Source organism: Bacillus sp. Marseille-Q3570, from assembly GCF_946151055.1.
GTDB lineage: Bacteria > Bacillota > Bacilli > Bacillales > Fictibacillaceae > Pseudalkalibacillus.
In genome coordinates this window covers 21,050-40,104 of sequence record NZ_CAMGYZ010000014.1, presented here as the reverse complement: position 1 = coordinate 40,104, position 19,055 = coordinate 21,050, and the positions used below count along the sequence as shown (strand labels likewise).

Genomic DNA, 19,055 nt, shown 5'->3' with positions numbered 1-19,055 from the left:
CAACTCCTTTACAGTGCAGCCTTGTTATCTTCCACCGTCTTCTCTACAGCTTTCACAATACCGTCATATCCCGTACATCGGCATAGGTGGCCCGACAACATTTCTTTTATTTCCCTGGTGGAAGGATCAGAATTTTTTTCTAGAAAGTCAGTTGTCGCCATCAGGATGCCTGCCGTACAAAAACCACACTGTAACCCATGGCATTCAGAAAAATTCTTTTGTAACGGCGACATCTCACCATCCTTTGACAGTCCTTCTACTGTTTGAACTTTACATTCATTTGCTTGGATAGCAAAAATCAGGCAACTCCTGACAGCAGCTCCGTCCAGCACAATAGTACATGCTCCACACACACCATGTTCACATCCAATATGTGTACCGGTTAAACCACATACTTCTCGAATAAAATCACTTAAAAGCATTCTCGGTTCAACCCATTCCTGGTATAGCTTACCGTTAATCGTTACTTCGATTTCCTGTCTAGCCATATTGTTCACCCTTTGCTCTCTCATAAGCTTGTTGTAAAGATCTTGAGGTCAGCACCTTTGCAAGATGGCGACGATATTCCTCTGAGGCATGAAGATCGGATTCAGGTTCAATACTTTCTTCAATAATCTTCGTCAACTTATCAATGAGAGAATCAGATAATCTTTCCCCATTTAATAAATCCTGAGCATCTTCAATTAAGAAGGGAATGGCTTCCACACCACCAAGAGCTAACCTTACCTTTTCAATTCGATCCTGAGCATCTACAGTCAGCTGACATGCAGCAGCCACAAGAGCAAAATCACCATGTCTTCTAGCAATTTCTAAAAATGAATGGCCTTTACGACCGTGCCAAATCGGCAAATGAATCTCTGTCAAAATTTCGCTCGGCAACAAATCAGTGGTGAGATAGGTAATAAAGAAATCTTCTGCATTTACAGACCTTACCTCACCGTTAGCCGAAATTTTCAGCGATCCACCGAGGGTCATGAGGACGAGGGGAAGCTCTGCACTCGGATCAGCATGAACAATACTTCCACCTACAGTCCCACGGTTTCTTGTCTGAACGTGACCAATTAATCGGACAGCTTCACTTACAAGCGGACTATTTTGTCTGATGATATCTGAGGTTTCAAGCTCACTTTGTCTTGTCATCGCTCCAATCTTGATGACATCTACATCCTTCACAATATAATCAAGATCGTTTATACCATTTATATCAATCAAGCATTCCGGTGTCGCTAAACGCATATTCATTATGGGAACCAGACTCTGACCACCAGCTATGATTTTGCCGTCGAAACCAACTTCCTCAAGTAATGAAAGTGCTTCAGATAGAGTTTCTGGCCGGTAGTAGTCGAATTTAGCCGGTTTCATTTGATCCACTCCCCCCTTCCAATCAAGTATTTTGTTCGATTCTCGTGAGCTCTTTTTTAAATTTTTTAAAGAAATCTTGAATGATCAGCTTTGCAACCCCACCTAGCATTCTTTGCCCTACCATAGCCACTTTTCCCCCTACTTCTGCTTCATAGGTGTAATTTAATGTAGTGGTAGTTTCATCTACTGCTATTAAATCGATATTTCCGACAGCCTCTACATTTCCAGGTCCACCTTCTCCTTTTACAATCAATTTATAGTGACTCGGTTTTTGGATATCAGCGAGTTCAATAGTGGAAGAATACTTCCCTTTTACAGCTGCGATCCCCATCGACAACTCAGCTTCATATTTATTGTCATCGATTTGATCCAGTTTTTCACAACCCATAATGCACCTTTGCAGGACATCAGGATCCAGAAGAACTTCCCACGATCTTTCAATTCCTGCATCTAATGTCAAATTTCCTTTTCCGTTCATTATGCCTTCACCTCTTTGTGTTTTTTATATAAATCTGCTTGTGACAGAAGACTCCAAATTTTATTCGGACTTAACGGCAGCGTGTCAATTTCAATGTTATAAGGAGATAAAGCATCACTGACCGCGTTTGCAACCGCAACTGGTGCACTCATTGTATTTCCTTCTCCCAGGCCTTTTGCGCCTAGTGGTGTTAAAGGGGATGGTGTTTCGATATGCTTGATGGTTACTTTTGGGATTTCCGGAGCGGTTGGACATAAATAATCCATAAATGAACCGGTTAAAAACTGACCGTTACTGTCGTATACCAACTCCTCATATAACGCACCACCTAACCCATGAGCTAGACCTCCAAAAATCTGTCCATCAACAATTTTAGGGTTCAGTAATTTTCCAGCATCATGGATCGTTACGTAATCCAGGATTTTGATTTCTGCAGTTTCACGATCAATTTCAACAGTTACGAGATCAGATACAAATCCGTAAGTAATCGATGAATTGATCATGTCATTTTCATCAGGCGGCTCTGCTATTTTTGCTGTATAATAATAGGTTTCATAAATTCCAGGTTCCATTCCGTCTGGAAGTGATAAAGGATTCCAGTGGGCAGTCCCTACAGCTCTTTTTAACGAATATTTTTTGTCTGGGTCATTTTTCAAATAAATGTTTCCATCTTTCAAATCAAGTTCATTATCAATAACTCCTAATTGATGTGCTGCAATTTTTAAAAGTTTAGACTTCACTTTATGGGCTGCATAATATACAGCACTGGACCCCAAAGAGGCAAAGCGGCTTGAATAACTTCCCGAAGCAATAGACCAGGCACTGGTCGATGTGTCCAATTCTGCAACTACATTGATCTTATCCATCGGGATCCCAAGTACATCTGAGATAATTTGTGCGGCTACTGTTTCATGCCCTTGACCGGATGGAGTAGTACTTATCCGTACATTCACACTCCCAGTCGGATCCATTGAAATGGTAGCGGCTTCCGCACATCCTGATTTAGGCAAGGAATTGGCTCTTTCTTCCGGTGTCAAGGCAACGGTTATATAGCCCATGTTTGAGCCTGATGGTTCAACGATATTCGCAAGTCCGACACCGAAGATTTTACCGCTTTTCCGTGCCTCCTCCTGTTTCTTCCTGAATGCTTGATAGTGTCCCGTTTCAAGCGCCAAATCGAATCCTTTCACATAGTCGCCACTGTCATATATTCCGCCAGATGCAGTTGTGTAAGGAAACTGCTCTTTCTTAATTAAATTTTCCCTGATGACATCAGCCGGATCCATCTTCAACTCCCTGGCCACTCGTTGCATAATCCGTTCTAATGGAAAGTAAAGTTCCTGACCGCCATAGCCTCTGATCAGTCCAGTCGGCAACTTATTTGTCATGATTGCATAGGCATCGATATGAAGATTCGGGATATCATAAGCACCAGTTGAGTTTGCATGTGTCCGGTACAAGCAGGCAGGTTCAGGTGCACGAATGTAAGCCCCAACATTATCAATCATCTTCATTCTTAACCCAGTAACTTTTCCATTGTTCTTAACCGCTGCCTCTATATACGTGACACGATCCGTTCCGCTTGAGCTTGCTGATAAATGCTCTTGACGATCCTCGACCCATTTGACCGGGTAACCTGCTATCCGGCTCGAAACCGCTAACAAAACCATATAAGGAAAAATTCCCGCTTTAATACCATAGCTTCCACCGATATCCTTAGGAACAATGATTCTTAACTTATTTCCCGGAACCTTTAGGGCTTGGGCCATAATGGCTTGAATGACGAATGGGCCATGGAAATTTGCGTTGATTGTATATTTGTCCTCACTATCTTCATAGTTTGCAAGTAAACCATACGTTTCAACTGGTGTTGCAGAATACTTTGGAAAGGTGTATTTATGTTTGACGATCCGATCAGCTTCCTTAAATGCTTTGTCAACTTCCCCATAGTCAAATGTACGGTGATTGGCTATATTGGAACCGACATTTTCATGTAGAATCGGTGCTTCAGGTTCGAGTGATTTTTCAATATCTACTATTGGCGCATAAAGTTCATATTTCACCTTGATTTTTTCTAAAGCATCTTCTGCGATGTAGCGATCTTTCGCCAGGATGACCGCTACTGGCTCCCCTACATACCTCACCTTCTCAACAGCAATGGGATAATATTTTACAGGTGCACTCACCCCGACACTAAAAGGGTTGAGATACTTTTTTACTTGTTCTCCTGTGATAATAGCTTTTACACCAGGCTCTTTCTCTGCTTCCGTAATATCGATTGAGACGATCTTTGCGTGGGGATACGTACTTCTTAGGATGGCGGCATGAACTGTATTTGTCGGTATTCCGATGTCATCAATGTATTTCCCTTGTCCGGTTAAAAGGCGTGCATCTTCTACTCTTTTGATTGGCATTCCAACTATATTACTCACTTATGAAACCTCCTCATCAAGCAGCTTTTCATAATCATTCCTTGTATCGATATCAGAAGGATTTCTTCTCCCCATTTCTACCAACTGAACATGATGATGATATTTTTTTATAAGAGCCCGTCCACCCTCATCACCTTGAACGTTGTACAAGTCACCGAACAATGATCTTTGAAATATAACGGGATGCCCCTTATTCCCTAAATAAGAAGATTGATAAATCGGGGCTGATCGTCCTTTTTTGAATCGATGTACCAACCTATCAATCTCCTTATTTGTTATCAAAGGCTGATCACCAAGCATGAATAGTGCGGCCTCAACTTTTAAAGGTAGAAATAATAGTCCAGATTTAACAGAGGTAGACAGACCCTCACCTGCCCTACTATTTAAAATGACTTTATTAACACCTGTTTCACTGGCTTCATTTATTAATCCCTCAACAGCAGGATTTACGACGACAACAATGCCGTCAAGGTCTGAGCATAGTGCATGATCGATAACATGCCGAATGATTGTTTTTCCCTGAAAAGGCAGGAGCATTTTAGGGCTTCCCATCCTTTTTGACATTCCAGCCGCCAAGATTATCCCCCAAAGTTCTTTTTTTAAGTCTGAAATGCTAACTCCTCCTCTCGATCTTTCTTGCTATCAATTTGATAAGGGCCCTTCATTACTTTTAATGAGACTCCATTACCTCCTCGATAAACGTCTACCATTTCAGATAAAATACTGAAAGAAATCTCCTCGGGCGATTTTGCACCTATATCCAAACCAATAGGATTATAAAAATTGACGAGAGTTTTTTCAGTAATCTCTAAATCCCGATTAATCTCTTCAAATAACTGATACGTACGTTTTCTAGGACCAAGAATACCAACATAAGCTGTATCTGATCCTAAGACCTCTTTTAAAATCATTTGGTCTTGCTCAAAATGATGAGACATAATGATAATAAATGTATTTTCCGTCAAGGAAAGGGTTGGCATAGAGCCCTTTGGACTGTAAATTAACTGGTCGGCATTTGGAAAATGTTCTTCATTTACAAACGAAGGTCTATGATCCACGACACTGACATGCCAGTTTAATAGTTTGATACCATTAACGAGTGGAACTGCATCTGGACCAGCGCCAAATACGATAACCTTTGGAACGGGCTGACAAAACTCATAAAACACTTCGGTCTTTTTCCCGCATATTTCCACTATGGTAAGTCCAGACATTTCCTTTTCTTTACGTTTTTTATAACCCGATCTGATTTGTTCAAATGGAAGGCTCTTTTCTAAAGGCAGCTCGTCGCATGCAATCCACTTGTTACCGACAAACGAAGCGTCTTCCGAACCTACCATCGTGACAATACAACTGGATTTTGTTAAGGCTATTGTAAATATTTCTTCCTTTTTAAAGGCATCTACTGGAGAATTTATTGGATCGATAACTTCCAAAAAAATCTCGATAGAGCCATTGCAACCGAGTCCAAGACCCCACAAGTCATCTCCTTGATCCCTAAAATCATAAAATACACGTTTGGATAATCCGGATTCTAATACTTCTTTACAATGTTCTTTCAAATCTCCTTCTACGCAACCACCACTCACCAAACCGGTTAATACACCATCTTCTGAAAGAAAGCATTTGGCTCCAGCTTTTTGATAGGTAGATCCTTCGGTACTGATGATCGTACCCAGTACACCTTTTAACCCATATTGTCTACAACGTGTGATTTCATTATGAATAGGAAGCATTGTAGTACCTCCAAGCTTAATTTTTTTGCAATTGCCCCCAATGAAATTGTTCCCGATATTCACTCGGAGTGATTCCTACCAACCTCTTGAAGGTTGTTGCGAAATATCCTGATGTTGCAAAACCGACGTTATTGGCAATCACTTCAATTGGAAGGGATGACATCCTTAACATACTTTTAGCTTTCTGAACACGGACATCCGCTAGATATTCAACTAATGTCTTACCTGTCTCCTCTTTAAAAAGACGGCTAAAATAAGAAGGACTTAAATAGACTTGATCAGAGATACCTTTCAATGTTAGTGAATCATTATAATGTTCCTGGATAATGTAAATTGCACTTTCAATCGGTTTACTCAGATCAGACACAAAATTCGTGTTATGTTTTTTCATAATACGATTTACATGTTTACTTAACTCTGGAATTAATACTCTTTCAAATGTTTCTATTACTTCCGTCCTGGTAAGCGCTTTCAGTAAATAGGCGGAAAAACCAGCATTGATTGCTTCTTGGACGAGATGAAACATTTTCAGATGAGTAACGATAATGACTGGTAGATCTGGATACATTTGCAGTGCTGTCCTGCCAAATTGCATCCCATCCATATCAGGGAGTGATAAATCAGTTATCAAACAGCCGGGCTTACTTTGCTTTAATAACAACATAGCTCTCTTAGCTGTACTTGATTCATAGATCGATAGGAAACTATATTTGCTATCCTGGATTATTGATTTTAATTCATGTCGACTTTGATTATCGTTATCTACAATAAGTACCTCAGACAAAGTAAATTCCTCCCTATGTAAATAAGGTTAATGTTAATGTAATGACTAGTGTTTTAAAATTTTGCTTTACCCATTCGAGATTTTTGTTATGTTTAGAAAGTTCTGATAATTGCCGCATGGTTTGGGATTGTTTTTCATTATAAATAAATTTAACTTGAATAGGAGAAAAGAAGCTTTATCAATTTTTTCCATCCAAAAAGGCTCTGAAGAAATCTTTCTCCAGAGCTCTCTTCCATATCGTATTGTAGCCTGGCGAGCAAGAGTTCAAACTTGAACTACCAGACAAGGGGACATGCAGGATATTATGAGGCAGTCAGTGGGTTCCACATGTACTGGAGTCTACTCCATAGTTATAAGTAGACTTGCGATTATTAGTTTTTTATCTAAATCGTACTCAACCAACTTCTTAAACTTCTGCTTTAACTGCGGCAGGTATTCTTCAAGCCACATTTAAATAGCATTGTGAGATAAACTGATTGGATACTACTGAAAGATTTCTAATCCTAACTTGCAGATTGATATAGACGATTCCGATTCTTCATAGAGTACACCTCCGCATGATACCCCAGCCTACCAGTTTATGCTCTTGACTTGTATTGATTGACGGGGTGACGAAAAAAAAAGGGTTTCCTACCAGTAATGTTGTCCTCTTGCTTAACACCGACACAGCATAATAGATAGCCATACTGAAGTTTTATTCCATAAGGGAATAGATAACAGGAAGGAGTTATGTTCAGGTTATCTCAGTAATATAATAAATATCATGCTATTTGAGAAGGAGGGAGGGTATGAAGTATATTTTTGACCAGGGAAAAATTGTGGATGAGTCGGAAGTTTCGGTCAGTGTAAGAAATAAGGGATTGAATTATGGAATGGGATGCATCGAGGGGATCAGAGCTTTTTGGAATGAGAGTCTGAACCAATTGTTCATTTTCCGAATCGACTCTCATTACAAACGATTTCATTACTCTGGTAATTCACTACAGATACTCATTCCCTATACACCAACGCAATTGATCCATTCAACAATTCAATTATTAAGACAAAATAACGTCCGGGAAGATGTCTATATCCGACCCATTTGCTTTAAGGGAGCAAATACACTACGTCCCGATTTACTGGATCCTTTCAATCGTGTCAGCATTTATTGCACAAGCTTAATTTATATTCCTAAGCCGGCGTTAAAAGTTGGCGTTTCTTCATGGACGCGTCCAGGTAATAATGTGATTCCTCCCCAGGCAAAATCGACGGCAAGCTATTTAAATGGCGGTTTAGCTATTTCGGAAGCAGTTTCGAATGGTTTCGATGAAACTATTTTATTAACGGATAAAGGAAATGTAAGTGAGGGACCAGGTGAAAACATTTTTATCGTAAAAGATAATAAACTGATTACTCCTCCTATTTCCGATAATATACTCCCAGGAATTACCCGCGCTACTGTCATGCAAATCGCTAAAAACGAATTGCATTTGTCTGTTTCTGAACAAAGTCTGGCAAGAGCAGAACTCTACTCAGCTGACGAAGTATTTTTTACAGGCACAGCCATAGGGATCAAACCGATAGTAAATATAGATCATAGGATTATAGGAACTGGTAAGGAAGGGACTGTCACTCAAAACATCCGCTTTCATTATGGGCAAATCGTCAGAGGAAACAACCCAAGATATTCAGGTTATTGTACACCTGTTTATTAAAAGAACAACAGTTCCAACAACAAAGACCTTTTCCTTTTTATTTTCAAAAACCATGCAATTTTCCCTCGCCAATATTTTTTAACAAACACTTATTTATGGTAACTAGATGAATGACTTATTCCGTTTGTTATTCACATGCAAAATCATAAAGCAAATCGCACAAGAATCGCATCCCCTACATAAATTTTTTCTTACCTGTGAATTTGGATTTCTATAATATACTTTTTATAGTAAGAAAAAAGCATGTGATTTCGTGTGTGAAATCGCATGCTTTTTCATGTGGGAATTATACTGTGTACTTCAAAAGAGAACCCTTACTTTTATAAGTCCTCTTTTTAGAATGATTGACTATATATTTTTATAACGGAACCTCTTGATTCCTTAGCGTAACTTGTACTTCTTCTTCACAATATCTCACTAATTCTACTAAATTCTTTACTAGTTCTTTATGATAGGTTTGTCCGTTTTCTTTCGTAGAGACTGTCGGATCGCCCACTACACCAATGTTTTTTGAATTTTCACGGTAACTCTTAATGTCACTCGGCACAAAGACCCTATCACCATCTACAAACGGATCATGATTGAAGAATCTGTGTTTTTGCTCTACATTTTTCACTGCATGATCCATGTCACAAAGTTCCGGGTGCAGATACAACATATGTGATGTTTCCATTTCTGCTGCATGCCCCACCCCACCAGGTCCGGATTTTTTCAGTTCTCTTCCAATCTGATCAGCTATATAAAACGGATCTGCAAGAGCGATAAATGCCCCTGTCTGGTTTCGAAGTTTCGTGATAGCCATCTTGATGGGAGGTAAGTTTGCTTCTCGATGGCCATTTACAATGATGATTTTTTCAAATCCATGGTAAATCAAACTTTGACACATATCCTTTATGACGTTCATTAATGTCTCAGGTTTAAGAGTGACCGTCCCAGGAAACGCCATATGGTGGGGAGCCCAACCGACATATAAAGGTGGAGCAACCAAAGTTTCTGTTTCTTTTGCTGTATCTTCTGCAACTTTTATAGCGACAAGCGAATCTGTTCCCATAGGCAAATGGTGTGCATGTTGTTCCACACTTCCAACTGGAAGGATGATTGTCTTTTTCGATTTTAGATATTCGTCAACATCTTTCCATTTGTTATGTTGAAGCCAATGATTTTCCATAACTTCTCTCTCCCTTTAATCTGTTTTTGTGATCCTTTCCATCTCTTCTTCATCAAGATAATCCCACCGATTTTTTGAATAGACAAAATACCATCCGGTGATGAACAATAACCATGTGATTCCTATGAAGAGCGGGATCGGTTCAATATAAGTCAATATCCATAACGCAGCAATTGCAGCTACAATCGCGAGAATCGGAATGTTTTTATAATTGATCGGATACCTGAATGACGCTTTCAACTCAGGCCGCTTGACCCTTACGACGATCAGTGCAATGTTCATGATCGCCATCATCAGCCAATTTGAAAAGACTGCTGCGCCGACCGCTATCGAAATCGCTTTTCCATAACCCATCGTACTCATAAACGTGGTACCAAGAGCAATGATACCTGTAAAAACAATAGCTGTTTGAGGTACACCTGTTTTAGCGTTGACCTTATTCAAAAATGATGGAACTGCTTTTTCACGTGCTGCTGCATATAACATCCTGGAAGAACCCAATAGACAACCGATTGTTGATGTTCCGGTTGCAGTGAGTGCAGCAATCGCGATCAATACGGCTCCGATACCTGGCAGGATGTTCTCTATAGCAAGCGTTAATGGTGCTTTTGATTCAGCAAGCGATGCTGGGTCTGCGGAGGAAACCACTCCATAGCCAGTTAAAATATACAAAATCACCACTGTAATCAAAGCACTAATTTGCGCAAGTGGTAAGTTGCGACGTGGTTGTTTCGCTTCCTCACCGACTGTCAGGACCGCTTCAACCTGCATCTGCCCAAACGCAATCAATGCGGTGGCCCCGAATACACCTGTCCAACCATTCGGTAGAAAGTCACTATGTTGGAATGGTCCACCCGGGTTGCTGAATATGGCGATGCACACGATGGCCAATAACGATAAAACTTGAATGACTGAAAAGATGGTATTGACTTTCCCGGTTGTAGTAATTCCCAACAATAACAATCCGGTGATCAGTATAGAGACAATTGGTGCAACAACTGTTGCAGGGAGAAATGGGAATAAATAATTGAAATAACCTGCAAAACCTAAGTTTACAGCCCCTGCAGCAAATGCGAATGATAAAAAGTAAAGTCCAGCGCACCACAGTGCGATCAATCGGCCTAAATTTTTGTTGATAGGGCTAAAAGCAAATTTAGAATAGGCATAAGAAGCACCTTGATATGGCCAGAGGGATGCAAGCTCTGCGTAGCTGAAACAGGAAAGGATGGCAATGATACCGGCAATGACAAATGCAACAAATAATGCAGGGCCAGCTTGTGCTACCGCAGGTCCTATGACCGTAAAGATCCCACCCCCTATAAGAGCACCAACTCCAATGCCCCATAAGTCAATGAATCCTAACCCTCTTTTCAATTTACTAGATTGTCGATCGACATTTGGATGTAAAGTAGTCGAATTATTCATAATTCCCCTCATTTCAATTATTGGAATTTGAATTTCACTTATCGCATACTTCTAGCATACATTATTTTTTGAATATTTCAACTTTATATTAAAAAGCATAAAGAAAACATAGTACAGCCAAGCTCTATACTTTCTTTAAGTAAAATAAAAAAGCACGTGTCATTTAACCACGTGCTCATCAGATCCAGGATAGCCTAGTTGATAAGAGATATTTTTAGCACTCTGGATCACTTCATTTATCGTTGAATCAAAAATTTCTTTTTCAAAATCTGTTTTCATACCTGTAATACTTAAAGATGCAATGACCTCTCCCCTTCGATCCATTATCGGAGCTGCAATTGCGATTGTCCCTTCATAAATTTCACCTTCACTAATTTCATATCCCCTTTCACGAATACGTTCGATAGATTCGCGTAGGTGTGTAGGATTGATGAGTGTGTTAGAAGTAAAAGGAACATAATGAAATGAATCAAGGATTTGTTCACGTTCCTGGACGTCAAGAAACGCCAACAGAATTCGAGGACAAGCTGCGGCATATAAGGGAACCCTTTTTCCGATGCCAGGAAAAATACGAAGTTCCCGGAAGGATTCCGCTTGTTCGATGTAGATTGCTTCATTACCATGACGAATGGCTAACTGTACAGTCATATTGGTTTTATTTCTCAATTTGACAATTTCATCTTTGGCTAATTCACGGATATCCAATTGATTGGACACCAGGTTCGCCTTTTCAAGAAAAGCCAAGCCCAAGCTATAACGGGTTTCGGAATTGGTAACTTTCGCTTTGATATATCCAAATTTCTCTAATGAACTGATCATACGGAAAACCGTTGATTTTGAATAACCGGTCAGCTTTGAAAAGTCATCTAAAGTCAATTCATTTTTATTTGATGTAAAACACTCTAAAATAATAAGTGCTTTTTCCACACTACCACTCTTACTCGTTTTTTGTTTAATCGGTAGCCCTCCTTACGCAATAGTAAAGTCTCTCCAAATTCATTTTACCATTATGGGCAATTCAAGCGAGAAAAATGATGTATTATCTATATGTACCCGAGATTACTTATCTAGTATTCCATATGAAATGAAATAAACACATAAGATTGTATATCTTTGATTAGGATGAAGTATAGCACTAGATAATGATGTAAAGACACAGAACCGATAACCTATGAGTGTATCTCGTAGTGATTAACTCTCTTTCAGTTGATTTTTAACAGGGATTGATTTGTACATTTCAAATGAACAAATCATACTGATTAGTGGAAACATCAAATGATACGGAATCTGGAGACCAAAAGAAAAAGGATCCCATTTAACGAGGTCCCTTTGATTGATTATTTTTCTGGTTTTATAGTGGTTTACTTCAATTTTATCTCGTTCATTTCGCTTATTGATCACTAGGTATCGTAGCTTCCTTTGTAATATTTACATTCCAGCAAACGATGGTCGTGCTATCCCTGACACCATTGTCTTGGATATTCTTGAGCATATACCTAATGCTTTCTTCACCTTTCGAGTTAGAAAAAGAATGATAGATGGTTCTCGGATCTGAATAAGGTTCATTGGGGCATTCAATCAATCCATCTGTTGTTAGGAAAAGGCGATTTTCACCTTTTCTCAATTCCCTGATTCCAACACTATAACACGGAACTTCCTGCTCGAAAGTATTCACTTGTCCTATCCATTCATAGAATTGTCTTTGATTTAGCTGATATTGACCAAGAGCAGCCAGTTCTGGGTGGAATAAATAAAGAATACAGTCCCCTACTGAAAACCACCATACGTATTTATCTTTCCTTACCACAATCAAACATGCAGTTTCTCCTTGAACACTTCGACAAGCAGCTAGGAATCCCTCAGATTGGAACATATTCAATATCTTTTCTTCGAATCTTTTAAAAGTAAGTTGAGCCGTCGGCAACGATAATAAATGCTTTATATGGGATTTTTCATGAATGAATTGTTCCAAAACCAGTTCAGCACTCTCTGCAGAATAATGTGCGTCCAGAATGACAGTGAGTTCCCAATCTTCCTTTTCATTTACCCATACCAAACATCCATCTTCATTCTTGTATTGTCCCGCACTCGAATTACCCCCATATAGCCCCACGATAACATGATTGAGTTGATGAATAGTTGGTCTATCAATTAGGTTATCCTGGCTACCTACCCAGCAAAAATCATGGAACATGCTATTCATATGGATTATCCTCCAGATGTGTTCTAATACGCATACAAAGTTCAGTCACAACGTCGTTGTCTCCCATTGGAGCTTCTTCCCAATCGTAAACTTCCATCGGTCCCCAGTATTCTTCAGGTGTATTTGGGTATCGTGCAACGAGGTGCATATGAAGATGTGGGACTGAATTCCCTGAAACGAGTGAATAGATATGCTCGGCTTTTTCAGATTCCATTAGAGCTTTGCTTACCCTGGCCATAATGACTCCAAATGCTTGTGCTTCAAATACTGTCATATCACCAAGAGTCGGAGCATGTCTCTTCAAGTCAATCATGATGTGTCCTAAATATTTCGGTTTTCCGTTACGATCAATATGACCCACATAGACATACTCATCTTCATAAATCATGACTCCTGAAGTTTGAATCGTTCCAGCGTGTTTATTGCAGATAAAACAATCGCCCATAGATTTCCTCCCCTTTCTATGTATTTCTAAAATTATAATATAACCACTGGATGAATGGTATAATTTTCTATTTTAATAGTTTACATATAAAAGGAGGTACTGACCCTTTTTGGATCCATACCTCCTTTTGGATTGCTTATATATTTTCTTGTTTCATACTATCGGCAACCTTTACTCTCCAGATCATATGGTCATATCCTTCGCCCCAAAAATCTTTTAAGAGATAATCAGGTTTGCCAAATTTTTTCCGCCAGATTGTTTGTGAACGACGATATCCACTATCTAAACAGAATTCATCAATACTTTTTTCAACGAAAGTACGATAGATTTCATTCAATAGATGGTTCCCTACACCCTTCCTCTGATAGTCGGGATGTACAAATACGGTTCCGAGTTCCATCAGCCCGTGATAAGCATTGTTTGTACAAGTACGGATCAGTTCGCTAGCCGGACCATATTCAATGCAACCAATAATCTTATCCCTTTCTTCTGCTATCAAAAAGTATCGTTTCTCCCCATTCCTCTCCAAGTCGCTTTTCAGGTAATTTTTCTTAACTTCAATTTCTTCAAGTAGATCATCCTGCATGTGTTCGATTCCTTCTTTAGCGAATGTATCCGTAATCACTATCTTGAATAATTGATGTAACGCTTCAACGTCATCCATCCCTGGATTTCTTATCACTACATTCAACGTGACATCCCCCTAATCCTTAGGCTGCCATTCATGACAAGTGTCAGCCAAGTGCTGTAACTCCGAGAAAAACAGACTCGCATGATACCCATCACAAACGGCATGATGCATTTGTACTGAGACAGGCAGCAATACATTATCGTCCTGGTTGAAGTATTTCCCCCCAGTAATGATTGGTAATAAATAGTCTCCATCATTATTGATATTCAGGTTAAAACCAGTAAAACTGATCCAAGGAACACTTGATATAGGAAAAGAGTTTCGTGGTTCTTTTTCCTTTGAGAAAAGCCCCTTCATCTCGCCATATTGCTTTAGATCGTCTTGATAGTTTTGATAAAAGACACCAAAATCATCAGAGAAGTCAGACCAGATGCTTGAGAAGGATTTATCATCAGGGTGAAAGATTGTATAACTTGGCACCATATTGTCCCAATATCCCAGAACGCCTTGGTCATTAAAGCATGTCCTGAATTCTTTATGAGCATTTACAGTTCTTGTCACCATATAAATGAAGGCAGGATAAAGCTTTAGACCTTTGTCCTGGAGATGTTCCAGCAATATTGTAATATCAATATTCGATGTCAGGTTGAAGGTACATTTCAAATTCAAATAATGCTCGAAATACTCTTTTCGATCCCATTTTTCTTTATCAATGATATGAAAGTTCATGATCAGCCTCCTAAAATCGTTTTTAATTCATGATTTCAGGAGGCAATTTTTCTGCCTTTCCCAACCGTTTCACCCCATTCGATTCATTTCAGCTTCTTACCCATGATCAACTGTTGATTACCGACACCCAGGACATCCACATTCTTCTGGATGATCTCCCAGCCATTGTTCAGATAAAGACACTTTGCCGCTTCCATGTTTACACCAGTAGTTAAAACAGATGTTTGATGGGGCACACTCTCCAAAATCGCGTCATGCAATTGCTTTCCAATACCTTTTCGATGGTGATCCGGATCGACCGCCAGCTCAACAAACTCAAAACAATCCGTCAACCATTCTTTAATCTGCCCATCTGTCAGTTTAGCTCGCAGCTTTCCATTGTAAAACTGACCAGGTAAGGAAGTATAGCCATAAACAAAACCGTGGACCTTATCGTTCTCATCCACCGCAACCAGCCCTTGATACCCACCATACGTAGCATGACGTTCAAAGCGCTCCTTCGTATCATCAAAATCCCCGCCATGAACACGACAGAAAATATCAACAACCTGATCTAAGTATATTGGTGCTAATTTAGTTAATTTAATTGTAGTTTCCATAAACAACCTTTCTTCTTCAGGAGATTAATAGACTTCTTTCTCAAAGGTTTCTCCATTGCTGAAAACAACTTGTACGACGAGGCGCATATCATCATATTGTTTCACCTGATCCACCTTGAAAGCATCCATATAAGGATCATGGGGATCATGCTGCTCATCAACTTCAAAGGTTTCTTTTCCAAGCAACTTATCCCCCTCATACTTCAGAAGGTTTGCTTCTTCAAGCGTAATGGAAGAGTTCTCCATATGATGATTCATGAGCATAACCATAAACAATTTGTCATACATGACGATATCCGTTTGTAATGTGCCATATTGGCTCGATCCGATTTGACCCACATGTTCGTTGTGGACTTCACTGCTTTTAACCATGTCTCCATACGACACGGTCACATAGTACTTGAGCCTATCCTGCGCCATTTGTTCTTCCATTTCTTTTTTGGAGTTTTTTTCACTACCGCTCCCCTTCTGATTCATCAAGTGCACGTCCCATATAGGCGTCATATCTACATTTAATGGGACGATAACTTGAAATAATCCTTGCTGCAGCTCTTTCGCAGGTAAAGTTGTAAAATCCTCTCTGTCGCCATAGGCATAATGAAAAACAACCTCAGAATCTTTTTGAAGCTCTTTTACTTGCCATTCGAATGTCGCTTCCGCATCGCCATCTTCAAAATCATTTGGATTGACATCCATGGTGATTGGGCTGATCCAACTCTGTTCCTTTCTCATATCATCCAATACACTCTGGATATGACTGGTTTGACCGTTAACATTATCATTGATGCTGTATTGTATATCAGAAATAGAATTCAGTTGGTTCTCCAGATGACCCATCTTAGAAAATAAAGTGAAATTCATGATTAGACTAACAACCAATGCTACAGTTACAAAAACACGAAACAACTTAATCTGTTTTTCTCGTTCCAACGTTAACCCCCTATAAAAATCCCTAAAATGTTGTTAATCTTGTTTGCCAATAAAACAGGAAATTACCTCTATTAATAATTATAGCCTGTTAACCGATATTAATGGAAATCTTATGGAAGGAATGAATCTATGGAATTGCAGACCTTTTTTATTCAATTAATGATTATAGTTATAGTTAGCGCCATTATTATTACATTTTTTGCATCAAAGCTCCCTGCTCTTAAAGGGTTCATCGGAGAGTTTTGGATTAGGATTTATCTTAGAAAGTTAGATAAAACGAAGTATAGCGTTTTTCACAATATTATACTCCCTACTGAAGACAACAAAACAACCCAGATTGATCATATTATAATCTCCATATATGGAATATTTGTTATTGAAACCAAGAACTATAAGGGCTGGATTTTTGGTGATGAGAAAAGTCGACAATGGACACAAGTAATCTATAAAAATAAACAAAGATTTCAAAATCCCATACATCAGAATTTTGGTCATATAGAAACGTTAAAATCTATTCTTGGTAATGATGATGTACCTTACTATTCAGTTATTGCCTTTAGTTCTTCTACTAGTTTAAAGAAAATAGATATATATTTTGAACATATTAACGTCATTTATGATAATCAAGTTTTGATTTTATTGAATAATTATCACCAACAACGTTTAACCTTAGAAAATGTAGAACAACTATCACACCTATTAGAATCTAAAGCTTTAAAGGGCAAAGATGCACATAAACAACATATAGAATCGGTAAAACAAACACAATTGATAAAACGTCATATTGTTAAATTTAATCGGTGCCCCAAATGCGGTGGTCAGTTAAAAGAACGCAATGGAAAATACGGGCTGTTTAAAGGTTGCAGTAATTATCCTAAATGTCGCTACACAGCCTAACAGAAAGCTTTAACTTATATCTTTTTTTGATTTACTTTAAAATTAGCACCTAACTCAATGGTAATTGAATTAGGTGTTTTTCCCGGTTTAGACTAACTTATTACCTGTTGTATTCTGATTTAGTTAATGTAACACTTTACCAAGATCATCGACTGCATTCTTAATTCTATCTAACCGAATCTGTTTAAGCTCAATATATTTTTTTGGAACACATTAGGTATTCTCCACTTTGGTAAAATGGTTACATCATCCACTCGATAAATTTATTTTAATATAACAGAACGGAAATATGTTTATGCAAAAGAAAATTCCCTTATTTCTTAAAAATAAAGGAATTCACCAATTACTTTTTGTGTTGTTTTTTTATTCATTAATTTCCTCATTCTCCTCATCTTGTTCAATAAAGAGCTCTTCTTCAATTTCATAATAACTAGCTACTTTTTTCTTTACTAGAATCTCATTTTCAAATAACAAATCTATTAATTTTTCTCCATTTATCAGTGTAATTGGTGCTGCACCACGTTCAAATGCAGCTTCTCTAGTTCCTTTTGAAAAATCCGACAGTGTAATGATTGTACCTTGAAATGCGTTAAATCTGTGTAAACTCCCCCTTAATTGATCAACTATTGGACGTTGAATATTTGACGTCATACGTTTTACTTGTATTACCTCTTGAACCATGGTGATACCATTTTGTATGTTGCCTATAACATCCACACCTTTATCATTTGTGGCTGATGTAACTTGAACATCCTCGTATCTCATAGCATCTAAGAGATCTTTTATTATATTTTCGAATTTAAATGGATGAATTTCATGAAGTTTTTCCTTAAGTTTCATTTTTTGTTTTTCATTATATTGTTTAATATCAGTTACTATTTTTTGTTCATCAGTAATCTTTTCTGTTGAAGTTTGCTTAAAATTATTTAAATATCTAATTCCATCATGTGTAATGTTATAGGTATTACCTTCTCTTGAAATTAAACCTCTTTCATGCATGTTGGATAGTCTTCGTCTAAGTGAATCTTTAACAACACTTTCACTTCTATAATTAGAATGCTCTAATAAATGTTCTGTCCATTCATTAAGAAAGGTCTTTCTAGTTGCATCTTTATTAACAGATGTAAGATATAAAAGAAACAATAGACCCTCAGCTTCGTCAATATTATTTTCCACTGGTCCAAATCTATTATTAATAAAATCATAACTTCTTTCATTTAAGCCATATTGGTCATTTATCTCATCTATTAAATTGTAATTTTTTATCAACATTTGAGCACCACGTACATAGCGTGGGTTAACTGTTTTCTCAGACCCAATCCATAATTGTAGTGCTAAATCTTGATCTTTACCCGTCAGTCTTTCTGGAATCCATTCATCTGGGTCCTGCCAATCAACTGTAGATTGAGGTGTTCCTCTTAATTGCCAAATTGAATTCCACATTGATTTGAAATCACTAACTTTTTTGTCTTCTAAAAATCGAATTAGCTCCTTTGTGTACTGGTATCTTGGAAAAAGTGGTGTTCTTATCATCTCTTTTCC

At 38.3% G+C, this 19,055-nt stretch carries 19 protein-coding genes; 2 read left to right on the top strand and 17 right to left on the bottom strand.

The window, feature by feature from the left end; translation table 11 throughout:
• Nucleotides 1–8 precede the first annotated feature (8 nt).
• Genes N8M93_RS17710 through N8M93_RS17680 form a run of 7 tightly spaced genes read right to left on the bottom strand, consistent with a single transcriptional unit; the run spans nucleotide 9 to nucleotide 6,792 of the window.
• Nucleotides 9–488, bottom strand: a complete 480-nt coding sequence (locus N8M93_RS17710; RefSeq protein WP_261133958.1) for a (2Fe-2S)-binding protein — start codon at nucleotides 486–488, stop codon at nucleotides 9–11.
• Entirely contained in the window at nucleotides 481–1,362 is an 882-nt protein-coding gene (locus N8M93_RS17705; protein WP_261133957.1) for a xanthine dehydrogenase family protein subunit M, read from the bottom strand. Before N8M93_RS17705 ends, N8M93_RS17710 begins: the two co-directional genes overlap by 8 nt.
• A gap of 22 nt (nucleotides 1,363–1,384) precedes the next feature.
• Nucleotides 1,385–1,840: a carbon monoxide dehydrogenase subunit G gene (locus tag N8M93_RS17700; RefSeq protein ID WP_261133956.1), complete on the bottom strand. Its 456-nt coding sequence runs from the start codon at nucleotides 1,838–1,840 to the stop codon at nucleotides 1,385–1,387.
• Complete coding sequence (locus tag N8M93_RS17695) at nucleotides 1,840–4,272, bottom strand: xanthine dehydrogenase family protein molybdopterin-binding subunit (protein WP_261133955.1); 2,433 nt, start codon at nucleotides 4,270–4,272, stop codon at nucleotides 1,840–1,842. The genes N8M93_RS17700 and N8M93_RS17695 overlap by 1 nt, the downstream gene beginning before the upstream one ends.
• Nucleotides 4,273–4,848 carry an NTP transferase domain-containing protein gene (locus tag N8M93_RS17690; protein ID WP_261133954.1) on the bottom strand — a complete coding sequence of 192 codons (576 nt, stop codon included), beginning with the start codon at nucleotides 4,846–4,848 and terminating at the stop codon, nucleotides 4,273–4,275.
• Between the two features lie 23 nt (nucleotides 4,849–4,871).
• A complete protein-coding gene (locus tag N8M93_RS17685) occupies nucleotides 4,872–6,008 on the bottom strand; it encodes an XdhC family protein (RefSeq protein WP_261133953.1) in 1,137 nt (378 codons plus the stop codon).
• A 16-nt stretch (nucleotides 6,009–6,024) separates the two neighbouring features.
• Nucleotides 6,025–6,792: a helix-turn-helix domain-containing protein gene (locus N8M93_RS17680; RefSeq protein WP_261133952.1), complete on the bottom strand. Its 768-nt coding sequence runs from the start codon at nucleotides 6,790–6,792 to the stop codon at nucleotides 6,025–6,027.
• Nucleotides 6,793–7,580: 788 nt separating this feature from the next.
• On the opposite strand from N8M93_RS17680, the gene N8M93_RS17675 reads away from it, so the two are divergent.
• Entirely contained in the window at nucleotides 7,581–8,486 is a 906-nt protein-coding gene (locus N8M93_RS17675; protein ID WP_261133951.1) for a branched-chain amino acid transaminase, read from the top strand.
• Between the two features lie 358 nt (nucleotides 8,487–8,844).
• On the opposite strand, the gene N8M93_RS17670 is transcribed toward N8M93_RS17675, so the two are convergent.
• The 9 genes from N8M93_RS17670 to N8M93_RS17630 all read right to left on the bottom strand — a co-directional run bounded on the left by N8M93_RS17670 (nucleotide 8,845) and on the right by N8M93_RS17630 (nucleotide 16,616).
• The gene (locus N8M93_RS17670) at nucleotides 8,845–9,654 is read right to left on the bottom strand and encodes a creatininase family protein (RefSeq protein WP_261133950.1); all 810 of its coding nucleotides are present in this window, start codon (nucleotides 9,652–9,654) and stop codon (nucleotides 8,845–8,847) included.
• Between the two features lie 15 nt (nucleotides 9,655–9,669).
• Complete coding sequence (locus tag N8M93_RS17665; RefSeq protein WP_261133949.1) at nucleotides 9,670–11,079, bottom strand: APC family permease; 1,410 nt, start codon at nucleotides 11,077–11,079, stop codon at nucleotides 9,670–9,672.
• A 159-nt stretch (nucleotides 11,080–11,238) separates the two neighbouring features.
• Nucleotides 11,239–12,006 carry an IclR family transcriptional regulator gene (locus tag N8M93_RS17660; protein WP_261133948.1) on the bottom strand — a complete coding sequence of 256 codons (768 nt, stop codon included), beginning with the start codon at nucleotides 12,004–12,006 and terminating at the stop codon, nucleotides 11,239–11,241.
• A 463-nt stretch (nucleotides 12,007–12,469) separates the two neighbouring features.
• Nucleotides 12,470–13,282 carry a protein phosphatase 2C domain-containing protein gene (locus N8M93_RS17655; protein WP_261133947.1) on the bottom strand — a complete coding sequence of 271 codons (813 nt, stop codon included), beginning with the start codon at nucleotides 13,280–13,282 and terminating at the stop codon, nucleotides 12,470–12,472.
• Nucleotides 13,275–13,727, bottom strand: a complete 453-nt coding sequence (locus N8M93_RS17650; RefSeq protein WP_261133946.1) for an HIT family protein — start codon at nucleotides 13,725–13,727, stop codon at nucleotides 13,275–13,277. Before N8M93_RS17650 ends, N8M93_RS17655 begins: the two co-directional genes overlap by 8 nt.
• A 136-nt stretch (nucleotides 13,728–13,863) precedes the next feature.
• Nucleotides 13,864–14,391 (bottom strand): GNAT family N-acetyltransferase, encoded by a 528-nt coding sequence (locus N8M93_RS17645; protein WP_261134019.1) that lies wholly within the window; start codon nucleotides 14,389–14,391, stop codon nucleotides 13,864–13,866.
• A 39-nt stretch (nucleotides 14,392–14,430) separates the two neighbouring features.
• Nucleotides 14,431–15,087 (bottom strand): type A chloramphenicol O-acetyltransferase, encoded by a 657-nt coding sequence (catA, locus tag N8M93_RS17640; RefSeq protein WP_261133945.1) that lies wholly within the window; start codon nucleotides 15,085–15,087, stop codon nucleotides 14,431–14,433.
• 83 nt (nucleotides 15,088–15,170) lie between these two features.
• Nucleotides 15,171–15,686, bottom strand: a complete 516-nt coding sequence (locus N8M93_RS17635) for a GNAT family N-acetyltransferase (protein ID WP_261133944.1) — start codon at nucleotides 15,684–15,686, stop codon at nucleotides 15,171–15,173.
• A gap of 24 nt (nucleotides 15,687–15,710) precedes the next feature.
• A complete protein-coding gene (locus N8M93_RS17630; protein WP_261133943.1) occupies nucleotides 15,711–16,616 on the bottom strand; it encodes a hypothetical protein in 906 nt (301 codons plus the stop codon).
• A 129-nt stretch (nucleotides 16,617–16,745) separates the two neighbouring features.
• Here N8M93_RS17630 and N8M93_RS17625 point away from each other — a divergent pair, with 129 nt between their 5' ends.
• Nucleotides 16,746–17,513, top strand: coding sequence for an NERD domain-containing protein (locus N8M93_RS17625; protein ID WP_261133942.1), 768 nt, complete (start codon nucleotides 16,746–16,748; stop codon nucleotides 17,511–17,513).
• A 363-nt stretch (nucleotides 17,514–17,876) separates the two neighbouring features.
• Here the strand turns inward: N8M93_RS17625 and N8M93_RS17620 are convergent, their stop codons facing one another.
• The gene (locus N8M93_RS17620) at nucleotides 17,877–19,046 is read right to left on the bottom strand and encodes a restriction endonuclease (RefSeq protein WP_261133941.1); all 1,170 of its coding nucleotides are present in this window, start codon (nucleotides 19,044–19,046) and stop codon (nucleotides 17,877–17,879) included.
• Between the last annotated feature and the right edge of the window lie 9 nt (nucleotides 19,047–19,055).